We start from the raw sequence: 12,898 nt of genomic DNA on the forward strand, positions 1-12,898 counted from the left end.
TCCCCCGTTGAGGGGGAGATCGCCGGCAGGCCAGAGGGGGGGGCCTTGGCGCAAAGGCTCACGCTCTAGCGGCAAGCGTCAAGGCCTCACCTGCCCAGACCCGCGCACGCGGTATTTGAATGAGGTGAGCTGCTCGACGCCGACCGGCCCGCGCGCGTGCATCTTGCCGGTGGCGATGCCGATCTCGGCGCCCATGCCGAACTCGCCGCCATCGGCGAACTGCGTCGAGGCGTTGTGCAAAAGGATCGCCGAGTCGATCTCGTTGAAGAATTTCTCGACCGCCCGCGCATCCTCGGCGACGATCGCCTCGGTGTGGTGCGACGAGAAGGTCTCGATATGCTCGATCGCGCCGGCGACATCGTCGACCAGCTTCACCGCGATGATGGCGTCGAGATATTCCGTCACCCAGTCCGCATCGGTCGCCGGGCTTGCGTCGGAGAAGGCCTTGATCACTTCGGCATCGGCATGGATCTCGCAACCGGCCGCGCGCAGCGCTTCGAGGATCGGCACCAGATGCGTGGAGGCCACCGCGCGGTCGACCAGCAAGGTCTCGGCGGCGCCGCAGACGCCAGTGCGCCGCATCTTGGCGTTGACGGCGATCTTCACCGCCATGTCGAGCTTGGCCGAGCGGTCGACATAAAGATGGCAGATGCCTTCCAGATGCGCGAAGACCGGCACCCGCGCCTCGTTCTGCACGCGTCCGACCAGGCTTTTGCCGCCGCGCGGGATGATGACGTCGAGATTGCCGCCGAGACCTTTCAGCATCTCGCCGACGGCGGCGCGGTCGGTGGTCGGCACCAGTTGGATGGCATCCTGCGGAAGGCCGGCGGCCTTCAGCCCTTCGACCATGCAGGCATGGATCGCCGAGGACGAGTTGATCGAGTCCGAACCGCCGCGCAGGATCACAGGATTGCCCGCCTTGAGGCAAAGCGCGCCGGCGTCCGCCGTCACGTTGGGGCGGCTTTCATAGATGACGCCGATGACGCCGAGCGGCGTGCGCACGCGCTCGATATGGAGGCCGTTCGGCCGATCCCATTCGGCGATGACGTCGCCGACCGGATCCTTGAGCGCGGCGATCTCGCTTATGCCGTCGGCCATCGCCTTGATGCGCGAGGGGGTGAGCTTCAGGCGGTCCATGAAGGAGCCCGACAGCCCGGCCTCCCCGCCATTCGACATGTCGATGGCGTTGGCGTCGAGGATCGCCTGCTCGTTGCGCAGGATGGCATCGGCCATGGCGATGAGCGCGGCATTCTTGGCCTTGGTGGAAGCGACGGCCAACGGTCGCGCGGCGGCGCGGGCGCGGCGGCCGAGATTGGCCATCAGGGCCACGGTGTCTTCGCCGGACTTTTCATGCAGCTTCAGCATGGTTCATCCCTCCGCTTGGTCGTCGGCCGATGCTCTAGTCGTCGGCCAATACTTGGTCGCCGGCGACGCTTACCACAAGGTCGTCGCGATGGATCATCGCCGAGCGGGCCTCGTAGCCGAGCACGTTTTCGATCTCGGCCGTCTTCAAGCCCGCGATCCTTACGGCATCGGCGGCATCATAGGCAACAAGGCCGCGCGCGATCTCGCGGCCCTCGGGCGACAGGATCGCCACCGTGTCGCCGCGCGAGAAATTGCCGCTGACCAGTTTAACGCCCGCCGGCAGCAGCGACTTGCCCGATTTGAGCGCACCGATGGCGCCCGCATCGACCGTGAGCCGGCCTGCCGGCTCGAGCTGCCCGGCGATCCAGGTCTTGTAACCCTTCACCGGATTGGCGCTCGGCTTGAAGAAGGTCGCGCGCTCGCCACGCTCGATCGCCATCAGCGGCGACAGCCTGGTGCCCGAAGTGATGATCATGGCGGTGCCGGCGGCGTTGGCGATCTTGCCGGCGTCGAGTTTCGTGCGCATGCCGCCGCGCGACAGCTCGGATGCGGCCACGCCCGCCATCGCCTCGATGTCCGGCGTGATGCGGTCGACCACGGGGATGAATTTTGCTTGCGGATCCTTGGCCGGCGGCGCCGTGTAGAGCCCGTCGATATCGGAAAGCAGCACCAAGAGATCGGCGCCCATCATCGTCGCCACTCGCGCCGCCAGCCGGTCGTTGTCGCCGTAGCGGATTTCCGACGTCGCCACCGTGTCGTTCTCGTTGATGACCGGCACCGCCTTCATCTTGAGCAGGGTCGAGATCGTCGCGCGCGCGTTGAGGTAGCGGCGGCGTTCTTCAGTGTCGCCAAGCGTCAAGAGGATCTGGCCCGACCTCAGCCCTTCCTTGCCGAGCGCGTCCGACCAGGCGCCGGCAAGCGCGATCTGGCCGACCGCGGCGGCGGCCTGACTCTCCTCGAGCTTCAGCGCGCGTTTACCGAGGCCGAGAATGGTGCGGCCAAGCGCGATGGCTCCTGAGGATACGACAAGCACTTCCGCGCCGGCATTGGCAAGCGCCGCGATGTCGTTGGCAAGCGAGGTCAGCCAGTCGCGCTTCAAACCTGTCGCGCGGTCGACGAGAAGGGCCGAACCGATCTTCACGGTGATGCGCCGGTATGATTTCAGCGATTTCACGGGTCTTATCGCCAGCGCGTGTCGACAGGAGCCGGAACGGCATCGCGGGCTTCGGCGACCACCGCCATCAGCGCGCGCAGCACCGCCTCGACGCCTTCGCCGGTGACGGCCGAGACAAGCAGCGGCGCGCGGCCGGCGGCGCGCTTCAGCGAGGCGGCCTTCTTCTTGCGCTGATCCGCGTCGAGGATATCGATCTGGCTGAGCGCGACGATCTCGACCTTGTCGATCAGCCCATGGCCATAGGCATCGAGCTCCGCACGCACGGTCTTGTAGGCCTTGCCGGGATTTTCCTCCTGCGCCGAAACCAGGTGAAGCAATACGCGCGTGCGCTCGACATGGCCGAGGAAACGGTCGCCGATGCCGACCCCTTCATGCGCGCCCTCGATCAACCCGGGAATATCCGCCAGCACGAATTCGCGGCCATCGATGCGGGCGACGCCGAGGCCGGGATAGAGCGTGGTGAAAGGATAGTCGGCGATCTTCGGCTTGGCGGCGGTGACGGCGGCAAGGAAGGTCGATTTGCCGGCATTGGGCATGCCCACCAGGCCGGCGTCGGCAATCAGCTTGAGCCTCAGCCAGATGCTCAGCTCCTCTCCAGGCAGGCCGGGATTGGCGCGCCGCGGCGCCTGGTTGGTCGAGGTCTTGAAATGCTGGTTGCCGAAGCCGCCATTGCCGCCCTTGGCGAGCAGGAAGCGCTGGCCGACGATCGTCAGGTCGCAGATCAGCGTTTCATTGTCCTCCGCAAAGACCTGCGTGCCCGCCGGCACTTTCAGCGTCACGTCGGCGCCCTTGGCGCCCGTCATGTTGCGGCCCATGCCGTGCATGCCGGTCTTGGCCTTGAAATGCTGCTGGTAGCGATAGTCGATCAGCGTGTTCAGCCCGTCGACCGCTTCCATCCAGACATCGCCGCCGCGGCCGCCGTCGCCACCGTCCGGTCCGCCGAACTCGATGAATTTTTCGCGCCGGAACGACACCGATCCGGCGCCGCCATCGCCGGAGCGGATGTAAACCTTTGCCTGGTCGAGGAATTTCATCTGCGTTTCAAGTTTCTGCTGGTGGCCTTGCGGGATTGCTCTAAACCAAGGCGGGACGAAGGGCGAGGCTGTTTTGCGACTAAAGCGCCTGATGCTCTTTTGCAAAAGACGCAGTAGCACTGTTCGCGAGCCAGGGTTGGGGAAATGCTCGAATGAAGGTCGTCACCTACAACATCCAGTTCGGCATCGGCCTCGACGGCAAATACGATCTTGGCCGCATCGCCGATGCGGTACGCGGCGCCGATGTGATCGCGCTGCAGGAGGTGACCCGCAACAATCCGCGCAACGGCGGTCGCGACATGGTGGCCGAGATCGGCGAGGCGCTGCCCGATTATTTTGCCGCCTATGGCAGCAATTTCGAGGTCAATATCGGCTCGCGCCTGGAGAACGGCCGCGCCGTCTCGACGTCCTTCCAGCTCGGCAACATGGTGCTGTCGAAGACGCCCATCCATCTGTCGCGCAACCTCCTTTTGCCGCGCAGCCGCAGCCTCGAGACCATGAACTTCCAGCGCGGCGCGCTCGAGGCGCTGATCGAGACGCCGCTCGGCTTCATCCGCTTCTATTCCACCCATCTCGACCACCGCAGCCCGGTCGAGCGCCAGGGCCAGATCCGTTTCCTGCGCCAACGCCTGCTGAACTACACGCTGGAAGGCGGTGGTCTGTCGGGCATTCCCGAGATCGGCCTGCCGGACCTGCCCTATCCGGAAGCCTTCATCGTTATGGGCGACTTCAACATGCTGACGGGATCGCCCGAATATGTCGAGCTCGCGGGTCGCCCGGACCATGAGTTCGGCATGCCGTTGACCGCCGATCTTGCCGTCGACGTCGCCCAGCGTCTGGCCGTCGCCGACCTCGTCACCTGGGTCGACCCCGATCGCCCCGGCGACAAAAGCCGCCACAAATGCATCGACTATGTGTTCACCAGCGCCTCGTTGGCCAAGTCGCTGCAGCGCCTGTGGTCCGACCGGGAAGCCGTCGGCTCCGATCATTTGCCGCTCTGGGCCGAACTGAGCTGAGTCGCCTTCGAGCGCCGACGCCTAGGCGTGTTGCTATTCAGGTCAGGCCGAGCCGAAAATGATGGCTACCGGGAACCGGAGCGGAGCGTACTTAAAGTACGTGAGCACCGGAAGCGCAGGAAGCCGGCATTTGCAGGCCGGCCTCACCTGAATTTCAATATGCCTAGAAGTGGACCCAGTTGCGCAGACTGGTCCACGTCTTCCTGTCGAGCCGGTAGCGCTCGACCGGCACCTGGCCGGCGACGATCGAGTTCAGCATGCCCTGGCCGGCATACTGGAAGCCGCATTTGTGGATGACGCGGCGCGAGGCCGGATTGATCACCCGGGTCGAGGCGTGCAGCACCTGGATCGAAGTGTTCTGGAACGCGAGGTCGACTAGCGCATGCGCGGCCTCCGTCGCATAACCGCGCTTCCAGTAGGGTTCGCCGATCCAGTAGCCGAGCTCCAGTCCGCGATCGGTGGTGTTCAAGCCGGCGCAGCCGACGAAAGTGCCGGTGCCGGCAAGCGTCAGCGCATAGACGATGCCGGCGCGACGCGACGCCGCCATGGCAAGGAAGGTGCGGCCCTCGGCTTCGCCGTAGGGATGCGGCATGCGGGCCAGCATTTCGGCGACGTGCCGGTTGTCGGCAAGCGTGACGAGTTGCTCGAGATCGCTCTCGCGCGGGGCGCGCATGACCAGCCGCTCGGTGGCCAGCACCGGGCAATCGATCACATAACTTTCGTCTTCGGTATCTTCCGCTTCGGCAACCATTTAGTCCTCCAGGGCAAAGAAAAATGAAAAAGGAGAGAGGGCAAGCCCATCTCTCCTGATCCTTTTCCTGGCCTGGCCAGACACCGGTTCCCGAGATGGGCGCCGGTGTTATGGTGCGGAACCGGCTACTCCGCTGCTTTGGTAATCGGGTTCACCGATACGTAGGTTCGGCCGTTGGCTTTTTTGTTGAAGGTGACTGCGCCGGCGTCGAGCGCAAAAAGGGTGTGGTCCGTGCCCATGCCAACATTGGTGCCCGGATGCCAGGTCGTGCCGCGTTGGCGGATGATGATGTTGCCGGCGACGACGGCTTCGCCGCCGAACTTCTTCACGCCCAGACGCTTGGAGTGCGAATCGCGACCATTGCGCGACGAACCGCCAGCTTTCTTGTGTGCCATTTGACTAACTCCGATGCGCCCTGAGGCGCTTGAATGGTCTTATGAACGCGTTCGCGTTCCGTTTCAAGTCCCGTACCGGCGACGATCGTCGCCGGCAGAATTACTTCTTCGCCAGTTCCTTGGCCTGCTCGCGCCAGTCCTTGATCTGGTCGGCGCTGAACGGCATGTGCTCGTCGATCTTGGCGACATCCTTGTCGGTGAGCTTGGCGAGTTGCGCGAAGGTGACGATGCCCTGCTCGGCGAGATCCTTCGCCGCGACCGGGCCGATGCCCTTGATCACGGTCAGGTCGTCCGGCTCGCCCTTCGGCGCCTTGAACAGCGGCGCGGCGGCGGTCTCGGCCTTAGCCTCTTCCTTCGGAGCGGCCTCAGCCTTGGGCTCCTTCTTGGCCTTCGGCTCCTTCGGAGCGGCTTCGGCCTTGGCCTCGGCGGCGACTTCCGCCTTGGCTTCGGGCGCCTTTGCCTCGGCCTTGGCTTCCGGCTTGGCGGCGGCCTTCTTCGACGGCTTGGCGCCACCCAGCAGGATCTCGGCGATCCTGACGGTGGTCAGAAGCTGGCGGTGGCCGATCTTGCGGCGCGAATTCTGGCGGCGGCGCTTCTTGAAAGCGATGACGGTGCGGTTCTTGCCCTGCTCGACGACTTCCGCCGTGACCATGGCGCCATCGACGAACGGCGCGCCGAAGGTGACATTCTCGCCCTCGCCATGCGCGAGCACATTGCCGATCTCGACGATATCGCCGACCTTGGCTTCGAGTTTCTCGATCTTCAGGAGATCGTTGGCGGCGACGCGATACTGCTTGCCGCCCGTTTTGATGACTGCGAACATTTTTTGCCTTTCGCTGTTCGGTCGGCCTCGATGAACCGCGTCAGGCGGTTCGGCCGTCTTTTTGTCAGTCTGCGGGTTCAAAAAACAAGCGGCGCGGAAGAGCCTCCACGCCGATTGCGGGCTGTCCCTAACCGAAGGTTGCGCCGGAGTCAAGGCAAGCGGCTCGCGCCTGCAGATGCATCGAGCGACGTTGCCGGCAAATATCGACCTGTTCCGTCGCCGTCGCTTTTCGCGGAAGCTGGAAATCGGTCGAATAGGGCCTTGTAACTCTAACAGTCAGCCGTTATCTAGTGCGCCGCGCCGGCAACGGCCGACCATGACCTCGCGGAGAGGTGGCAGAGTGGTCGAATGCACCGCACTCGAAATGCGGCATACTCGCAAGGGTATCGGGGGTTCGAATCCCTCCCTCTCCGCCATCCCGTTTACGAAGCGTAATCATTTCAATCCTTTAGCGCCGCTTTTGTCCAACCTTTCATCGAGGTTGGGAAAATTCTGTTCCCGGTCTGATCGGTCGGGCATGGTGTCGATTGCCGCATCAGCGAGGCTCACCTGGTCGGCCGCGCGGGTGTAGCGCTCGACCTCTTTCAGGGTCCGGTGGCCGGTAACCGCCTGGATGCGTTTGGTGCTGTTGCCAGCGTCGGCGAGGCGACGCGCGGCCGCCTTGCGCAGGCCATGCGCCGATCGGCCAGGAAGGCCTGCATCATCGCACTGCTCACGGAACCAGTTACCGAAGCCGGCGGCGCTGAAGGGCGCGCCGTACTCCGTCACGATGAAGGTGAGGTTGCTCTTGGCTGTGTGCGCGATCGCCTCGACCAATGCCGGGTGCATCTTCAGCGAAAGCGCCTCGCCGGTCTTGTTCTGCCGCAAGGTGATGCGATCGCCGGTAACATGCTGCCAGCCCATGCGCACCACATCGCCGCGGCGCTGGCCGGTGTAGAGCAGCAGCGCCATCGCCAGGCGCGGCTTGGTGCCGATCGGATGCTTGGCCTCATAGGCGGCAATATCGGCTTCAGACCATGTGGCGAAGCCCTCGGACTTTACCTTGAAGCCCTTCACGCCGCGCGCCGGATTGGCGCGGATCTGCTCGTCGTCGACCGCGAAGTCGAGGAGCAGCCGCAGCAGCCGCAAGAGGTTGTTAGCCGCGTGGGGGCGATCGGCCATCCTGCCGATAATCGCCTTGATGTGTTGCCTCTCGAGGCCGCGCACAGGCTTGTCGCCATGGCCTCGGGCGAATCGGTCGAGGATCCCGCGATAGGTCGCCCGGGTGGCCTCGCTCAGCCCGAGGAACTCGGGCGCGCGATAGAAAGCCAGCACCAGGGCGGCGAGCGAGCCAGGCTTATGCCGGCCGGCGCCTATGCGGCTTGCTGCTTCGCGCACACCGGCGAGCGCGGCTCGGTATTCTTCCCAAAACTCGTCGGTGTCGATTGGCGCTTTCAGATAGGTCGAGAACAGGCCCTTGCGGAAGCGCAGGCGCGTCTTGCCGTGGCGATCGGGCGCCGGGCTGACATGCTTGGGGAGGCCGTGCCTATTGCGCCTTGCCATCGTCCAGGACCTCGTCCCACGGATTGGCGGCCGGCGTGGCGGGGCCGCCGCGCTTTGCGCCATCGACGGTAATAATGCGCACGCCGTCCTTGTTGGCAAACACCTCGGCCACAATCAGCCCTGCAGCGCGCGCGCCATTGACGGCGCGGCTGACATCGGACTGCATGAACGAGGCGGAGCGGCGTGACATCTCAATCTCTTTTGTTTTGAAGGATTTCGCGCACGGCCTTGGCAGGCCGTGCGCAGCACACCGATGGCAAGGGGAAGGAGAGCCCCCGGCGAGGCGGTGCGGCGGGTCCATCCAAACCCACCTCGTGCCGATGAAGCCGTCCGCATTTTTCGAAGCCTTCGGGGCTGGCGGGGACGGACGACCTCTATCAGGACGCGGCGCGCCCCATGCTCACCCCCGCCCTAGATACGCAGGCGCACGCGCGCCGTGGCAGTGCCGCCGCTGGCGGCGGCGAGCGCGGTGCCGATATTCAGATTGTCCTGGCTGGTGCCGCCGTCGTCGGTGGTCACCACCTTGGCGTCGTCGTCCCAATAGATCTTGGCACCATAGGTGACGCTGACCGCCGCTTTCGGCAGGTCGAAGACGCCGGCGCAGGCCATCTCGAAATCGTCGCCCTCGTCGGCATCGGTCGCGGCAACGCCGAACAGGGCATCGAACTGCACGCCGCCGCCCGAGGTCACGCCGCCGGCCGGCGCGGTGGCGGTGATGACATTGCCGGCCTGTACATAGTTCTTCATTTCGGTCGATCCTTCTATTTGAAGTAGTAGGTGCGCACCCGTGGCCTGGTCAGGGCGGCGATCTGCCGTTCAAGGTCAGAGATCGCCGCCGCCAACTCAGGATCCGGTCGGAACTCGGTCGAGGTCTCGCCGTGGCGAACAGTGCGCACGCCGGTGCCGCGCACCTTGCGCAGCGCGTCGAGCCTCGTCTGGAGTTCCTGCAGCGTGGCCATGACGATCAGTCGCCCGGGTTCATGTACCAAGAGCGATAGTCGAGGAACGCCGCCCCGAAATCGAGGCTTACCTTGACCTCGACGCCGTCGACCTCAAAGCCCGCGCGCGTCGCGGTCTGCGGGCCTTCGGCGCCTTGAAGGTAGGCAAATTCCAACCCTTCGGCCGTCGCTGGGTCAGCAACAACATACCAGCGCTTCGAATCGGACATACGCGCCTCGACCAGAAGCTCGAGCTTGCCGCCGAACGGATTGACGTCGGCGACCGATGCCGCCTGGATGGTAGCGAGCGCCTTTTCGGCAACGGTCTCGGCTTCCGGCGGCACCAGCAAGAACTTCGGCGCGACGTTGATCCGGCGGCCGGAAAGCCCCGTCTGCTTGCGCATGGCCAGCCGCGCCGCGTCGAGCCCGTAGAACTGAGGCGGGTTATCTTCGGTAAACGCGACCGGGGTCGCGGCAAGGTTACCATGGTCGACATGGAACAGGCGCTTGGTGTCGGCCATCAATGGCCCGAGACCGGCACCGGATTCCAGCAGGTCGACCAGGAACTGCGCTTCGAAGTCGGCAGCCGCGGCGCCCATCTTCGATGCCAGGTCGGTGAATGCGCCGAGGTCATCATTGACAATCGCCTTGCGCGACAGGCCGACGATCTTGCCGAAACTGTCGATCTTGTAGCTTTCTCCGGCCTCGGCCATGGTGCCGTATTTAAATTCGCCGTGCTCGTTGACTTTCTCCAGCGTCGGCGCCTCGCCGAGTTGCACCATGGTCTTGGCGCGAAAATCCCTTGCCGTCGTCTGCCTGGCCACACGCTTCAGCGTCGCCGGGGCGGCCTGGTAGGCGGTGCGCAGCGACCGGTTCGCCGTGTCGGCGAAAATCAGCGGGAAGTCGGACGTGGTCTGCAGCGCCCGGGTGATGGTCTCGGCCGGCGAAAGGCCGCTGGTGGCAACACCGCGCAGGCGCATCATCTCGCGCGCCATGTCGAGCGTGGTGAGGCCGACGAACGGGCGCGCCTGCTCGGAAAGCTGATGACGCGGATTGGCGCGCAGGTAGAGCGCCTCGCCCATGCGCTCGGCGATCTGCTCCGGCGAGGCATCATTGCTGTTGACGATGAAGGCGCGCGGCGCAATGCGGGTCTGCTGCTGCTGCACGCGTTCGGCGGCGGCGGCGCGCGCCTCGACGATCGTCGCCTCGCTATCGATCAGGCCGTCGGCGAACTCCGCGCCGAGGTTGAACGTCGCCGCCAGCGCGCGGATCTCCTGGTTGACGGCGGCGCGCGTGACGACGGGTGCCGGCGGCACGACGACGGGAGCCGGTGCGGGTGCGGGAGCCGGTGCGGGAACAATGACGGGATCGGGCATTTCATTACCTCGTGTTGTTGCGCCGGCATCCGCGCCGACAGGGACTAGGGAGATTTCGCGGGGCTGCCACCGGGTGATGGTGCGCGTGCGCCGGCCGGCCGCGTCGATGCTGTCAACAAAGTCGATCACGCCATAAGCGACGGACGCGTTGGCGATGATGCCCGCCTTCACGTCCTGCCAGATGGCTTCGGCACGCTGGGAGAACTCGACGGTGACGATCAGCTCGCCGGCAACGATCCGGGCCGAGCGCACGACGCCGAGCTGACGCTCCAAACCGTCCTGCCGGTGGCTGTCGAGCAGAGGCATGGTGGCGATGCGGGAGAGGTCGACCGCCGCGGCTGAAACCGTCAGGACCTCGGCAAAGGAACCGGCCATATCCATGCGCGGCACGGCGGCGCCGGTAGACGCCACCAGCTCGACGGTGCGGGCGGCCTCGTCGATGGAGCGCGGGCGGAAATCGCGATGGTGAATGGTCATGGCGCGGGCTCCGGGCTCGGCGCTGGCGCGGCGGGCAACACCACCGGCTCGATGCCAAGGCGCTTCATGCGCGCCTGGTCGGCGGCGATCTCGGCGTCGAGCTCCTCGATGTCGTAGCCCTGCTCGGCGACGACCTGGGCGCGGCTGACCAGGCGGTTGTTGATCTGAAGCACCGCCGCCTCGCTGTCCTTCAACGGATCGACCCAATCCCATTTCGGCGGCAGCCATTTAACCGCCATGAAATCGGCCTCGGCGGTGCGGAAGGCCGTCGCCGAGATCCGGCCCGAAAGCACCTGCCAGAGCAGAAAGCGGCGCCAGGCAGGGCGGCAGAGCTGGAAGACGATGACTTGGTGCTGGATCGTCTGCGCGAAGCGGCGGAACTCCAGCAGCGCCGCGCGGGCGCTGGAATAGTTGACTTGGCTGTAGTCGCCGCTCAACTGCTCGGCGGCCATGCCGACGCCGGCGGCGATCATGCGCAGGATCGACGCCACGAACTCGGGCACGTTGCCGGCGTCGGGCGGCTCGCTGAAACGCACGTCGGTGCCCGGCGGGATATCGACCATCGCGCCCGGCTCCATCGCCACGTCGGTCGTCCCATTGTAGGTCTCGCCCTCATAGACCGGTTCGCCGTCGGGAGCGACGATGAAGCCGACATGCAAGGCGCTGACGCGGCAGCGCTCGATCATCGCATCGATCAGCTGGACAAGCGTGTTGGCCGGCACCAGCACGGGCGTCAACCAGGACAGGCCGCGAATCTGGCCGGGAAACAGCGGGCGAAAGATGTGCACGACGTCGGCGGCGGGCCAGCGCTCCGGCGCCAGTGCTGCGGCGCTCAGCGCATCGAGGTTCGGACCGGCTCGCCTGATCCAATAGGCGACGATGCGGCCGAACGCGTCGAACTCGACGCCATCGTTGATCAGCCGGCCATCGCTCTTGGAGCGGTCGAGTTGCTCGGGATGCAGGCGACGCATCTGCGGCGCGCCGGTCATGGCATCCGCCATCCAGACGCCGAGGCCTTCGCCGAGCACCACCATGTCGCGCACCAGGCCAAGCTGGATGCCGAAGAAATCGCAGCGGCCATCGGCGTCGGCCTGGTCGGCCCACAGCGAGAAGCCGCGCGCCAGCATCTTGCGCACCGTCTCGACCGGATGGCCGGCACGCGGCACGATGCCGGTGCCGACCAGCTGGTCGGGCAGCGCCTGGGCGATGCGGGCGCCGGTTGCGTTGTTCATGACATAGTTCTGCGCGCGGGCGGCGACGACGCTGGCGCCGGCCGAGACGTAGCTGGCCTCGGCGCGCGGCTGCGGCGTGTCGCGCCAGCGGCGCGTCGGCGCCGCCGCCTCGAGGCCTCGCAAGGCATGGTAGGCCGCCTTGGCGCGATCGAGCAGGCCGGCCATCAGTCGGCACTCTCCGCAGCACCGCGCCACTTTTCGGCGCGACCCTGGAGATCGTCACACTCAGCCTCGACATCGTCGAGATTGATCACGAGCTTCCAGAGGATATCGACATGCTCATCGGTGTCCAACAAGGCATCGAGTAGCTTCGGTTTCGGCTCAACGTGAGCAAGGTGGCGGGCGGCATTGCCTCTGCGGGCATGGACTCGATCCCACGAATCATCGCTCACGCTGAGAGCTTCAAGCTCTTCGGCCGACCGCGTCCCCTGAATGTCGCGATCGAACGCGGTGATGATCAGAAAAGCCGGTTCATGGTACAAAGTAAGCCCGCCGATTGCGCGGCCGACCTCTGGGCGGCAACCGCCGTCGACGAGGCGCATGAACACGAGCAGGCGCATGATGTCATGCTTTTCCCACAAGCGAGCCTTGCCGATCTCCGGACGCTCCAGCATCCGAAAATGGCCTTCGGAGATCCATTTCTCGATGCGCGTCTTCGACCACATCTTGATCGCGCAGAGGGCAGAAAGTTTCGCAGCCACCGGGGACACTCCTGAGGTTTTGTCAGTGCTTTGTCCCACACCTCTGACTTTTCGTCAACGGTTGCCGCCTGTCT

The 12,898-nt window shown here is 65.3% G+C and carries 14 protein-coding genes and 1 tRNA gene; 2 read left to right on the forward strand and 13 right to left on the reverse strand.

Annotated features, from left to right (window positions below; translation table 11 throughout):
* Positions 1-78: 78 nt before the first annotated feature.
* From FJW10_RS22640 to obgE, 3 genes are read right to left on the reverse strand one after another with little or no spacing between them, the layout of a single operon-like run.
* Entirely contained in the window at positions 79-1,365 is a 1,287-nt protein-coding gene (locus FJW10_RS22640; RefSeq protein WP_140901701.1) for a glutamate-5-semialdehyde dehydrogenase, read from the reverse strand.
* Positions 1,366-1,399: 34 nt separating this feature from the next.
* A complete protein-coding gene (gene proB / locus FJW10_RS22645) occupies positions 1,400-2,539 on the reverse strand; it encodes a glutamate 5-kinase (RefSeq protein ID WP_140901702.1) in 1,140 nt (379 codons plus the stop codon).
* A 5-nt stretch (positions 2,540-2,544) separates the two neighbouring features.
* Positions 2,545-3,573, reverse strand: coding sequence for a GTPase ObgE (obgE, locus tag FJW10_RS22650; protein WP_140901703.1), 1,029 nt, complete (start codon positions 3,571-3,573; stop codon positions 2,545-2,547).
* Positions 3,574-3,725: 152 nt separating this feature from the next.
* On the opposite strand from obgE, the gene FJW10_RS22655 reads away from it, so the two are divergent.
* Positions 3,726-4,589: an endonuclease/exonuclease/phosphatase family protein gene (locus FJW10_RS22655; RefSeq protein WP_140901704.1), complete on the forward strand. Its 864-nt coding sequence runs from the start codon at positions 3,726-3,728 to the stop codon at positions 4,587-4,589.
* Between the two features lie 163 nt (positions 4,590-4,752).
* Here the strand turns inward: FJW10_RS22655 and FJW10_RS22660 are convergent, their stop codons facing one another.
* The 3 genes from FJW10_RS22660 to FJW10_RS22670 form a co-directional block, all read right to left on the reverse strand.
* The gene (locus tag FJW10_RS22660; protein WP_140901705.1) at positions 4,753-5,340 is read right to left on the reverse strand and encodes a GNAT family protein; all 588 of its coding nucleotides are present in this window, start codon (positions 5,338-5,340) and stop codon (positions 4,753-4,755) included.
* A 125-nt stretch (positions 5,341-5,465) separates the two neighbouring features.
* Positions 5,466-5,735, reverse strand: coding sequence for a 50S ribosomal protein L27 (rpmA, locus tag FJW10_RS22665; protein WP_140646513.1), 270 nt, complete (start codon positions 5,733-5,735; stop codon positions 5,466-5,468).
* Between the two features lie 100 nt (positions 5,736-5,835).
* Entirely contained in the window at positions 5,836-6,558 is a 723-nt protein-coding gene (locus FJW10_RS22670) for a 50S ribosomal protein L21 (protein ID WP_140832811.1), read from the reverse strand.
* A 326-nt stretch (positions 6,559-6,884) separates the two neighbouring features.
* Between FJW10_RS22670 and FJW10_RS22675 the strand changes: the two genes are divergently transcribed.
* Positions 6,885-6,974 (forward strand) — tRNA-Ser (locus FJW10_RS22675).
* 19 nt (positions 6,975-6,993) lie between these two features.
* Here the strand turns inward: FJW10_RS22675 and FJW10_RS22680 are convergent.
* The 7 genes from FJW10_RS22680 to FJW10_RS22710 form a co-directional block, all read right to left on the reverse strand.
* Positions 6,994-8,100 carry a tyrosine-type recombinase/integrase gene (locus tag FJW10_RS22680; RefSeq protein ID WP_140901706.1) on the reverse strand — a complete coding sequence of 369 codons (1,107 nt, stop codon included), beginning with the start codon at positions 8,098-8,100 and terminating at the stop codon, positions 6,994-6,996.
* A complete protein-coding gene (locus tag FJW10_RS22685; RefSeq protein ID WP_140901707.1) occupies positions 8,084-8,290 on the reverse strand; it encodes a hypothetical protein in 207 nt (68 codons plus the stop codon). Before FJW10_RS22685 ends, FJW10_RS22680 begins: the two co-directional genes overlap by 17 nt.
* A 221-nt stretch (positions 8,291-8,511) precedes the next feature.
* Entirely contained in the window at positions 8,512-8,847 is a 336-nt protein-coding gene (locus FJW10_RS22690; protein ID WP_140901708.1) for a DUF2190 family protein, read from the reverse strand.
* Positions 8,848-8,861: 14 nt separating this feature from the next.
* A complete protein-coding gene (locus FJW10_RS22695) occupies positions 8,862-9,059 on the reverse strand; it encodes a hypothetical protein (protein WP_140901709.1) in 198 nt (65 codons plus the stop codon).
* A 5-nt stretch (positions 9,060-9,064) separates the two neighbouring features.
* Positions 9,065-10,891, reverse strand: a complete 1,827-nt coding sequence (locus FJW10_RS22700) for a prohead protease/major capsid protein fusion protein (RefSeq protein WP_140901710.1) — start codon at positions 10,889-10,891, stop codon at positions 9,065-9,067.
* Positions 10,888-12,288 (reverse strand): phage portal protein, encoded by a 1,401-nt coding sequence (locus FJW10_RS22705; protein ID WP_140901711.1) that lies wholly within the window; start codon positions 12,286-12,288, stop codon positions 10,888-10,890. Before FJW10_RS22705 ends, FJW10_RS22700 begins: the two co-directional genes overlap by 4 nt.
* Positions 12,288-12,824: a hypothetical protein gene (locus tag FJW10_RS22710; protein WP_140901712.1), complete on the reverse strand. Its 537-nt coding sequence runs from the start codon at positions 12,822-12,824 to the stop codon at positions 12,288-12,290. The genes FJW10_RS22705 and FJW10_RS22710 overlap by 1 nt, the downstream gene beginning before the upstream one ends.
* Between the last annotated feature and the right edge of the window lie 74 nt (positions 12,825-12,898).

The sequence above is a fragment of the Mesorhizobium sp. B4-1-1 genome, from assembly GCF_006439375.1.
Taxonomy (GTDB): domain Bacteria; phylum Pseudomonadota; class Alphaproteobacteria; order Rhizobiales; family Rhizobiaceae; genus Mesorhizobium.

What these genes read in the sequence shown, in the direction of transcription:
- FJW10_RS22640 (WP_140901701.1), bottom strand. Translation starts at nt 1,365, where the DNA reads ATGCTGAAGCTGCATGAAAAGTCCGGCGAAGACACCGTGGCCCTGATG.
- obgE (WP_140901703.1), bottom strand. Translation starts at nt 3,573, where the DNA reads ATGAAATTCCTCGACCAGGCAAAGGTTTACATCCGCTCCGGCGATGGC.
- FJW10_RS22655 (WP_140901704.1), top strand. Translation starts at nt 3,726, where the DNA reads ATGAAGGTCGTCACCTACAACATCCAGTTCGGCATCGGCCTCGACGGC.
- FJW10_RS22660 (WP_140901705.1), bottom strand. Translation starts at nt 5,340, where the DNA reads ATGGTTGCCGAAGCGGAAGATACCGAAGACGAAAGTTATGTGATCGAT.
- rpmA (WP_140646513.1), bottom strand. Translation starts at nt 5,735, where the DNA reads ATGGCACACAAGAAAGCTGGCGGTTCGTCGCGCAATGGTCGCGATTCG.
- FJW10_RS22670 (WP_140832811.1), bottom strand. Translation starts at nt 6,558, where the DNA reads ATGTTCGCAGTCATCAAAACGGGCGGCAAGCAGTATCGCGTCGCCGCC.
- FJW10_RS22680 (WP_140901706.1), bottom strand. Translation starts at nt 8,100, where the DNA reads ATGGCAAGGCGCAATAGGCACGGCCTCCCCAAGCATGTCAGCCCGGCG.
- FJW10_RS22685 (WP_140901707.1), bottom strand. Translation starts at nt 8,290, where the DNA reads ATGTCACGCCGCTCCGCCTCGTTCATGCAGTCCGATGTCAGCCGCGCC.
- FJW10_RS22690 (WP_140901708.1), bottom strand. Translation starts at nt 8,847, where the DNA reads ATGAAGAACTATGTACAGGCCGGCAATGTCATCACCGCCACCGCGCCG.
- FJW10_RS22695 (WP_140901709.1), bottom strand. Translation starts at nt 9,059, where the DNA reads ATGGCCACGCTGCAGGAACTCCAGACGAGGCTCGACGCGCTGCGCAAG.
- FJW10_RS22700 (WP_140901710.1), bottom strand. Translation starts at nt 10,891, where the DNA reads ATGACCATTCACCATCGCGATTTCCGCCCGCGCTCCATCGACGAGGCC.
- FJW10_RS22705 (WP_140901711.1), bottom strand. Translation starts at nt 12,288, where the DNA reads ATGGCCGGCCTGCTCGATCGCGCCAAGGCGGCCTACCATGCCTTGCGA.